General features: G+C 39.0%; 10 protein-coding genes. All 10 read left to right on the top strand.

What is annotated here, in order from left to right:
• The first annotated feature begins 322 nt into the window (after positions 1-322).
• The 10 genes from cymR to ACE38V_RS14735 all read left to right on the top strand — a co-directional run bounded on the left by cymR (position 323) and on the right by ACE38V_RS14735 (position 8,993).
• A complete protein-coding gene (gene cymR / locus ACE38V_RS14690; protein ID WP_375842293.1) occupies positions 323-742 on the top strand; it encodes a cysteine metabolism transcriptional regulator CymR in 420 nt (139 codons plus the stop codon).
• Between the two features lie 51 nt (positions 743-793).
• Positions 794-1,939: a cysteine desulfurase family protein gene (locus ACE38V_RS14695; protein WP_375842295.1), complete on the top strand. Its 1,146-nt coding sequence runs from the start codon at positions 794-796 to the stop codon at positions 1,937-1,939.
• Positions 1,940-1,969: 30 nt separating this feature from the next.
• Positions 1,970-3,088, top strand: coding sequence for a tRNA 2-thiouridine(34) synthase MnmA (mnmA, locus tag ACE38V_RS14700; protein WP_375842309.1), 1,119 nt, complete (start codon positions 1,970-1,972; stop codon positions 3,086-3,088).
• 335 nt (positions 3,089-3,423) lie between these two features.
• Positions 3,424-4,089 carry a tetratricopeptide repeat protein gene (locus ACE38V_RS14705; protein ID WP_375842311.1) on the top strand — a complete coding sequence of 222 codons (666 nt, stop codon included), beginning with the start codon at positions 3,424-3,426 and terminating at the stop codon, positions 4,087-4,089.
• A gap of 34 nt (positions 4,090-4,123) precedes the next feature.
• Entirely contained in the window at positions 4,124-6,547 is a 2,424-nt protein-coding gene (recD2, locus tag ACE38V_RS14710) for an SF1B family DNA helicase RecD2 (RefSeq protein WP_375842297.1), read from the top strand.
• Positions 6,548-6,624: 77 nt separating this feature from the next.
• A complete protein-coding gene (locus ACE38V_RS14715) occupies positions 6,625-6,783 on the top strand; it encodes a hypothetical protein (RefSeq protein WP_375842298.1) in 159 nt (52 codons plus the stop codon).
• Positions 6,784-6,898: 115 nt separating this feature from the next.
• A complete protein-coding gene (locus ACE38V_RS14720) occupies positions 6,899-7,372 on the top strand; it encodes a PRC-barrel domain-containing protein (RefSeq protein ID WP_375842302.1) in 474 nt (157 codons plus the stop codon).
• A 38-nt stretch (positions 7,373-7,410) separates the two neighbouring features.
• A complete protein-coding gene (locus ACE38V_RS14725; RefSeq protein ID WP_375842303.1) occupies positions 7,411-7,602 on the top strand; it encodes a hypothetical protein in 192 nt (63 codons plus the stop codon).
• Between the two features lie 33 nt (positions 7,603-7,635).
• Entirely contained in the window at positions 7,636-7,761 is a 126-nt protein-coding gene (locus tag ACE38V_RS14730; protein ID WP_375842312.1) for a YrzQ family protein, read from the top strand.
• Between the two features lie 155 nt (positions 7,762-7,916).
• Positions 7,917-8,993 carry an AI-2E family transporter gene (locus tag ACE38V_RS14735; RefSeq protein ID WP_375842314.1) on the top strand — a complete coding sequence of 359 codons (1,077 nt, stop codon included), beginning with the start codon at positions 7,917-7,919 and terminating at the stop codon, positions 8,991-8,993.
• Positions 8,994-9,141 lie beyond the last annotated feature (148 nt).

Genomic DNA, 9,141 nt, shown 5'->3' on the forward strand with positions numbered 1-9,141 from the left:
CTCCCACTTCAAGATTCTGAGAATACGAAGAAGATAAGTGGGAGATCAACTGTCCGTAAAGGTCCGATAAGTGAAATAAGATTTTTCTTTGGGCTTCAGCCCTTAGAAAAATCAATCAGGCTCTGCGTGACTAACCATCAGTGGGGGATGAATAGCAGACTAAAAGCGCGACGTCAATCACAACGTCTGCACTAGCACGTCCTGTGCGTCGAAAACCCCCACTGATGGAAGTTTCACTTTATATTACAACCTATATTAGTTGTTAAAATAAATGATTACTTAAATGAGAGTAAGAAATGATATTACTTTGAGGTGAACGTATATGAAAATTTCTACCAAAGGTCGTTATGGCCTTACCATTATGATCGAATTAGCAAAAAAACATGGCGAAGGACCCGTTTCATTGAAATCGATTGCGAATGCGAATGGACTATCTGAACATTATTTGGAGCAGCTGATTGCCCCACTCAGAAATGCAGGACTGGTAAAGAGTATTCGCGGTGCATATGGCGGCTATTTATTAGGGGATCAGCCTTCCAAAATAACAGCGGGTGATATCATTAAGGTTCTTGAAGGACCTATTACTCCAGTTGAAGGAATCGAAAATGAGGAGCCAGCAAAACGAGAGCTTTGGATTCGCATACGCGATGCCGTTAAAGAGGTTTTAGATAATACGACGATTGAAGATTTAGCCAATCATTCAGAGGATAGCGAACCAGATTCTTATATGTTTTATATTTAGGGGAATGCAAACACTAATATATGATTGAAGTTATTTAAGAAGGTGAAATGATTGAATCGAATTTATTTGGATCATGCAGCGACTTCTCCTATGCATCCAAAAGTAATAGACAGAATGGTTTCAACGATGGAAAACCAATTTGGAAATCCGTCAAGTATTCATGCCTTTGGGAGAGAGGCAAGACATATAGTCGATCAAGCAAGAGACATTTTAGCATCATCATTAGGCGCTAATGCAAATGAAATCATTATAACCAGTGGTGGTACGGAAGCGGATAACCTCGCTATTATGGGGGTGGCTGAAGCCAACAGGGCGAAAGGCAAGCATATCATCACAACTCAAATTGAACATCATGCTGTTCTTCATACATGTCAGCAGCTTGAGAAAAAGGGGTATTCTGTCACCTACTTACCCGTTGATGAAAATGGGAAAGTATCGGTTCAGGATGTTCAGAATGAATTGCGAGAGGATACGATATTAGTAACCATTATGTATGGAAATAATGAGGTTGGAACGATTCAACCCATCAAAGAAATTGGCGAGCTTTTAAAAGATCATTCAGCCTATTTTCATACCGATGCCGTCCAAGCCTATGGGATTGAAAAGATCAATGTGAAAGAATTAGGGATCGATCTTTTAAGTGTTTCCGCACATAAAATCAATGGTCCAAAGGGGATTGGCTTTTTATATGCGAATCATCATGTGAAGCTACTTCCTAGAATGTTCGGCGGTGAACAAGAACGGAAAAGACGGGCAGGAACGGAAAATGTAGCATCTATTGCTGGATTTATGACAGCTGTCATGATTGCGCAGGAGGAAATGGATGATCGAAAAGAGAAATACATGGAATTTAAAACTATCATGATAAATACGCTCAAAAAACATCAGGTAGATTTTTCTATAAGCGGATTAATTGATAATTCCCTACCACATGTATTAAACTTAAGCTTTCCAGGTACCAATGTGGAATCCATGCTCGTAAATCTTGATCTAGCAGGAATTGCCACTTCCAGTGGTTCAGCATGTACCGCCGGTTCTATTGACCCTTCTCATGTTTTGGTCGCCATGTTTGGAAAAGACTCCGAAAAATTAAGAAATTCGATCCGATTTAGTTTTGGATTTAACAATACAAAGACACAAATTGAACAAGCTTCTGAAGAAATTGCGAAAATTGTTCAGCGCTCGATCCATAAGTAGGATTACGGGTGGAAAGCCGAGGTGAAACAGATGAATAAAAAAGCACCGAAAGATACTCGCGTAGTGGTTGGAATGTCCGGTGGCGTTGACTCATCCGTTGCTGCTTTGCTTTTAAAACAGCAAGGATATGATGTCATTGGCATTTTTATGAAGAACTGGGATGACACAGATGAAAATGGTGTATGTACAGCAACAGAAGATTATGAGGATGTCATTAAGGTTTGCAACCAAATTGGGATTCCCTATTATGCAGTAAATTTTGAAAAACAATACTGGGATAAGGTGTTTACCTACTTTTTAGAAGAATATAAGGCGGGTAGGACGCCAAATCCAGATGTGATGTGTAATAAAGAAATTAAATTTAAAGCCTTTTTGGAGCATGCCTTAAAGCTTGGAGCCGATTATTTAGCTACAGGTCATTATGCAAAGGTGGAGTACCGGAACGGGGAATATAAAATGCTTCGTGGTTTGGATGAAAATAAAGACCAAACCTATTTCTTGAATCAATTATCACAGGAGCAATTATCGAAGGTTATGTTTCCAATAGGAAATATGAAAAAATCTAGAGTTCGGGAAATTGCAAAGGAAGCAAATCTTGCCACAGCGACCAAAAAGGATAGTACGGGAATATGTTTTATTGGTGAACGAAATTTCAAAGGATTTTTAAGCAATTATTTACCTGCACAAAAGGGAAATATGGAAACCTTCGATGGAGAAGTGGTTGGCCGTCATGATGGACTTATGTATTATACCATTGGTCAACGACATGGATTAGGAATTGGTGGTGCCGGAGAACCTTGGTTTGTCATTGGAAAGGATTTAAAGAGAAATGTCTTACTGGTAGGACAATCCTTTGATAATGAAAAATTATTTTCCGATTCCATTATTGCGACAGATATTAGTTGGGTCTCTAATCACAGACCGGTATCGGGCCTAAAATGCACAGCTAAATTTAGGTATCGTCAACCAGATAACAAAGTAACCGTAGAAGATCTTGGAGATGGATTGGTGAAGGTTATCTTTGATGAACCAATCCGCGCTGTCACTCCTGGACAAGCTGTTGTTTTTTATCAAGGAGAAGAATGCTTAGGTGGCGGAACAATTGATCAAGTATTTAAAGTGGGCAAGCAATTAACGTATGTCGGTTAATATAAAACCTCGATTTCTTAATGGAATCGGGGTTTTTTGCTGATTCATCTCATTTCTAGTTGCGTGGATTGAACTAAGAAATATGCTATACTTCTATACAGGATAAAGTGAAACTTCCATCAGTGGGGGTTTTCGACGCACAGGACGTGCTAGTGCAGACGTTGCGATTGTCGTCGCGCTTTTAGTCTGCCATTCATCCCCCACTGATGGTTAGTTGAACCGATCGGACCTTTACGGGCAGTTGATCCCCCACCTATCTTCTTTGCATTCGCAGAATCCCTGAGGTGGGGGTCTTACTGCCCGTTAAGGTGGGATAAATTGGAGCGTGATTTATGATGAATAAAAATGAAAAAGGAATTGAGTTAATGCAGGAGGGAAAATGGGAAGAAGCTGCAAAGATTTTCATGGAAGCAATCGAAGAAAATCCTAACGATGCACTTACCTATATTAATTTTGGAAATGTTCTTTCTGCCGTTGGTGAAACCGATAAGGCATTGGTTTTTTTTGAAAAGGCGATTGAATTAGATGATAAGGCAGGCGCGGCTTATTATAGTGCTGGCAATCTTTATTTTGAAAATGAACAATATGACCAGGCAAAGAATATGTTTGAGCAGGCGATGAAATGCGGGTTGGAATCAAGTGATAATTATTTCATGCTTGGCATGTCCCTCGTGCAATTGGAGCAGCCGCGTCTTGCGTTGCCATATTTACAAAGAAGTGTTGAATTAAATGGGGATGATGCGGAAGCCCGATTCCAATACGGACTTTGCCTTGCCCATCAGGAATTTATCCTGGAGGCGATTGATCAATTTAAAAATTGTATTGAATTAGATCCTTCTCATGCTGATGCTTACTATAATCTAGGTGTGGCATATGGTTATCAGGAAGAAGAAATCCAATCATTGGCTATGTTTCATAAAGTGATTGAAATTCAGCCTGACCATTTGCTAGCAGGCTACGGCATCAAATTGATTGAAAAAGGACAAGCCGAACAGAAATAATCAGGTCATTGGAGAAAGAAAGGAGGCTAAGCATATGGAAGGGCAAGAGTCACTCGATTTATTTCAAGATCAAGGTACATTCATTAAAGGAAAGCATTTGGTCACGATATTTCATAATGAGAATAACCTTTATACGGTTTTAAGAATTCGGGTAGAAGAAACCAATCACCCTTATGATGAGAAAGAAGCCGTGATTACAGGCTATTTCCCGAAGATTTATGAACAAGAGACCTATATTTTTTACGGTGAATTTAAGGAACATCCTAAGTTTGGCCTCCAGTTTCTTGCCAGTCATTTCAGAAAGGATATTCCCCAAACAAAGCAGGGAGTTATCAGCTATCTTTCGAGTGAGCTTTTTAAAGGGATCGGGAAGAAAACAGCTGAAAATATTGTCAATACTTTAGGGGAAAATGCGATTTCGAAAATTTTGAATCAGCCTTCTTTGTTGGATCAAATTCCAAAACTCCCCCCTGATAAAGCGAAAACTCTTTATGATACTCTAATGGAACATCAAGGGTTAGAACAAGCAATGATAGCCTTAAATCAGTATGGATTCGGACCGCAGCTCTCCATGAAGATCTATCAGGTATACAAGGAACAGACGATTGATGTAATCCAATCTAATCCTTATAAGCTTGTGGAGGATGTAGAGGGAATAGGCTTTAATCGAGCAGATGAATTGGGCTATCAAATTGGTCTTTCCGGGAGCCATCCAGATCGCATAAAAGCAGGCTGTCTATACACATTAGAGACAAAATGTATGCAAGATGGGCATGTTTATATGGAGGCAGAAAATCTCCTGAATACTGTGAAGGATTTATTAGAAGAGAGTAAAAGAGATGAGATTGATTTTACCAAAATTTCCAATGAAGTAATCAAATTAGGAGAAGAAGGGAAAATCATCATCGAAGAAAAAAGGATATATTTACCTTCGCTATTTTTTGCTGAAAAGGGTCTAGTCACCAATATTAAACGGATATTGAGCCAAACGGAATATGAAGACCAATTTCCTGAATCTGAGTTTTTGCTAGCGTTAGGCAATTTGGAAGAGCGAATTGGCGTACAGTATGCTTCGTCGCAAAGAGAAGCGATTCAAACGGCTTTAATGTCACCCATGCTCATATTAACCGGAGGACCTGGAACAGGCAAGACGACTGTCATTAAGGGAATTGTGGAGCTTTATGGTGAATTACATGGCTGCTCTCTGAATCCACATGATTATAAAAAAGAAGAGCCCTTCCCCTTTTTATTAGCAGCTCCTACTGGACGAGCAGCAAAAAGAATGAGTGAATCAACGGGACTTCCTGCCGTTACGATCCATCGGTTGCTTGGCTGGAATGGAACGGAAGGATTTGATCGAAATGAAGATCAGCCTTTAGAGGGGAAAATTATCATCATTGATGAAACCTCTATGCTTGATGTATGGTTAGCCAATCAATTATTCAAAGCATTGCCAAATGAAATACAGGTTATTCTTGTTGGGGATGAAGATCAGCTTCCTTCTGTTGGTCCAGGACAGGTACTGAAAGATTTATTGCATTCTAAGCGGATTCCCACTGTACAATTAACGGATATTTATCGACAAGCAGAGGGATCATCCATAATTGAACTAGCGCATTTGATTAAAAAAGGGAATATGCCAGAAAATGTAACTGAACAAAAAAATGATCGTTCTTTTATTAAATGTAATGGTAGTCAAGTGGTTACGGCAGTAGAGAAAATTGTCCTTAATGCGAAAAAAAAGGGCTTTACCATGAAAGACATTCAAGTGCTTGCCCCCATGTATCGAGGACCTGCTGGAATTGATAAATTGAATGAGAGCTTACAGCAAATTTTTAATCCTAATCCGGATGGAACACGAAAGGAATTAAAATTCGGTGATATTACATATCGCATTGGGGACAAAGTATTGCAGTTAGTCAATCAACCGGAAAATAATGTGTTTAACGGGGATATTGGTGAGATTATTTCTATCTTTTATGCAAAGGAAAATACAGAAAAGCAGGATTTACTCCTTGTTTCCTTTGACGGAAATGAGGTTACCTATACTAGACAAGATCTAGGTCAAATTACCCTCGCCTACTGTTGTTCTGTCCATAAATCCCAAGGCAGTGAATTTTCGGTGGTCATTATGCCAGTGGTCAGAAGCTATTATCGCATGTTACGAAGAAACTTAATCTATACAGCCATTACACGGAGTAAGCAATTTTTGATTTTATGTGGTGAGGAAGAAGCCTTTAAAATGGGGGTTAAAAGGGCAGATGAACAAATGCGTTTAACTACCCTATGCACAAAGCTAGTAGAGGCCATTGAAGTAAAACCGGAGGAAACGGAGAATTCTAATGTAGCTAAAGGAATAAACGATGAAAGCTCTCTTACATACGAGGAGATGTTAATGAAGGTAGATCCTATGATTGGGATGGATCAGATCACACCATATGATTTTATTTTGGAATAATTGGAAGAGAGCAAAAAAGCTCTCTTTTTGTTTATTTTGTGAATACTGTCAAACAATAAAGGGGAGAGGTGAAAAGAATGAAGGAAGAAAGATTAAATGAAGAGGCAGCTCCCAATTTAAATCTTGGAAGAGCGGTGTCAGCAAGAAATATGAACCATGAATTTTCTGAAGAGCTTTCAGATGGTGGAGAACGTAACAAAACGATTGAAGATCAAAGGAAAGAGAAAGATTATTGAACCCCGTTTTTCCAAATGGGGTTCGTTTCTTTTTCTTATAATGGAAAACGTTTCACCTTATACTTTTGTTTGCTTTGCAGAAAATAGGAATGTTCGAAAAGAGGTGGAATAATCTTTGCGGACATTTTCACTATTAAAGGGACTTCCCGTTTATACACTGCAAACAGGCTCAAGAATTGGTCAAATATGTGATATTAGCATTTCAAGTAATGGAATGGTGAAGGGCTTAATTGTTAAAAAAGGGACATTTCTTAAAAGAAACTGCTTTATTGATATCCAAAATGTCGCCTCCTTTGGCTGGGATGGCATTATGGTTGAGGATGAAACCGTCCTTAAACCTCTTAAAAAACCGGAGCCTTATACTTTTGAAAGTCGTCAGCGTTTAACCGGCAAAATGCTAATGACTTCTCAAGGAGAAAGACTTGGAATTTTGGAGGATGTATATTTTAAAGAAGAGTTGGGAACAATCGTAGGGTATGAATGCTCAGATGGCTTCTTTTCAGATATAACGGAAGGGAAACGTGTCGTCAAAACAGATGAGCCGCCTGCAATTGGGAAGGACGCCATCATTGTCAATGTTAAAGAATAGCAAACCATCTTGACGGAATGAAAATGAGGTGTTCTTCTATGTTAAAATGTCCCAACTGCAAAAGCAAGGATATCGGAAAAATTGGCATTAACCAGTACTATTGCTGGAATTGTTTTATTGAGCTTTCCTTATCAAAAGGATTGATCCTCACCCATCAGGTGGAAGAGGATGGAACCTTAAGCTCATTAGATGACTTGTTCGATGAAAATGAAAGACGGTTCAGTGGATAATATTCTTACTTTGAGGTGATCGGGTTGAATAAAATGTTAACCTCCGTTATTGCTGTAGGTGTGGGCGTGGCCGCTTATAATTTAGCTAGAAAAAATAATATGTTTTCCGGCAGACAAATGAAGAGAATGCAAAGAAAAATTACGAAGGCCATATTTTAAGAAATGAACAGGTAAAGACTGTCTCAGGAAGAAGGGATTCTGAATTTCGGTTATGCATGACCGATAAAATAAAGAGCCCCTGATCCCTGAACAGTCTTTTTTCATGTATAAATCGAGAAGTACTTTACAAAATAAGGGTGAAGGAGGCGGGAATGTTGGATATCCGAGTAAAATGGTATTATCGCCTAGGTTTTCTGCTTCTTTTGTTTATTGTCCTATTTGTCTTTTTAAAGCTGCAACAAATCTGGTTCCCCATTTGGAAGGTCATCCTGATTGTCATATTGCCTTTTGCAATTTCTGCTTTTATCACCTATCTTCTTCATCCGCTTGTGGAAAATATTCACGGACGGGGAATTCCAAGAGGGATCGCCGTTTTATTCATTTACGTTATTTTTTTCGGTGGGGTCGGTTTCGTTTTTTATAAAGGGATCCCAGCCTTTATTGCCCAGCTAAAGGATCTTTCCGAAAATGCACCCTATTTTGCCAGTCAATATCGAGATTGGATTGAAGTGGTACAACATCAAACGGCAAAATGGCCAAATGCTCTTCAAGAAAGAGTTGATCAAGGAATATCCTCTGTTGAAGCATCACTTGGACATTTATTAACGGGTGTCGTGAATGGTCTGGTGGTGATTTTAAATTCGATTGTGATTATTGCCATCATTCCATTTATTGCGTTCTATATGCTTAAAGATATTGAATTAATCAAAAAAGCATGTTGGTATTTAACACCAAGGAAATGGAGAAAAGAAGGAATATTATTTTTAAGAGATGTCAATAAATCACTTGGCGGCTATATTCGCGGGCAAATATTAGTCTGCGTTGTCATTGGATCGCTTTCTTCTCTCTTTTTCTGGATCATTCATATGAAATATCCTTTATTGCTAGGACTCATTATTGGAATTACCAATGTCATCCCTTATTTTGGCCCTTTTATTGGAGCGATTCCTGTTATCATTATTGCGGCGACGATATCAATGAAATTGGTGATTTTCTCTGGAATTGTCATTCTTCTATTGCAATTTATCGAAGGAAATATCCTTTCACCATTAATTATGGGGAAAAGTTTACATATGCATCCACTTATGATTATGTTTGCCCTCTTAGCAGGAGGAGAGGTGGGGGGGATTTTAGGGATGATTTTAGCAGTACCTATTTTGGCCATATCGAAAGTGGGTATCCTCCATTTTCGCAATCACTTTGGAAAATCCAAACGAAGATTGGCTCCATAAAGTGAAACTTCCATCAGTGGAGGTTTTCGACGCACAGGACGTGAAGTGTGCAGACTTATGTGTTGACGTCGCGCTTTTAGTCTGCCATTCATCCCCCACTGATGGTTAGTCACGCAAAGCCTGATTGATTTTTCTAAGGGCTGAAGCC

This window comes from Cytobacillus sp. Hz8 (assembly GCF_042263505.1).
GTDB lineage: Bacteria > Bacillota > Bacilli > Bacillales > Cytobacillaceae > Bacillus_BE.

What these genes read in the sequence shown, in the direction of transcription:
- ACE38V_RS14715 (WP_375842298.1), top strand. Translation starts at nt 6,625, where the DNA reads ATGAAGGAAGAAAGATTAAATGAAGAGGCAGCTCCCAATTTAAATCTT.
- recD2 (WP_375842297.1), top strand. Translation starts at nt 4,124, where the DNA reads ATGGAAGGGCAAGAGTCACTCGATTTATTTCAAGATCAAGGTACATTC.
- mnmA (WP_375842309.1), top strand. Translation starts at nt 1,970, where the DNA reads ATGAATAAAAAAGCACCGAAAGATACTCGCGTAGTGGTTGGAATGTCC.
- ACE38V_RS14730 (WP_375842312.1), top strand. Translation starts at nt 7,636, where the DNA reads ATGTTAACCTCCGTTATTGCTGTAGGTGTGGGCGTGGCCGCTTATAAT.
- cymR (WP_375842293.1), top strand. Translation starts at nt 323, where the DNA reads ATGAAAATTTCTACCAAAGGTCGTTATGGCCTTACCATTATGATCGAA.
- ACE38V_RS14705 (WP_375842311.1), top strand. Translation starts at nt 3,424, where the DNA reads ATGAATAAAAATGAAAAAGGAATTGAGTTAATGCAGGAGGGAAAATGG.
- ACE38V_RS14725 (WP_375842303.1), top strand. Translation starts at nt 7,411, where the DNA reads ATGTTAAAATGTCCCAACTGCAAAAGCAAGGATATCGGAAAAATTGGC.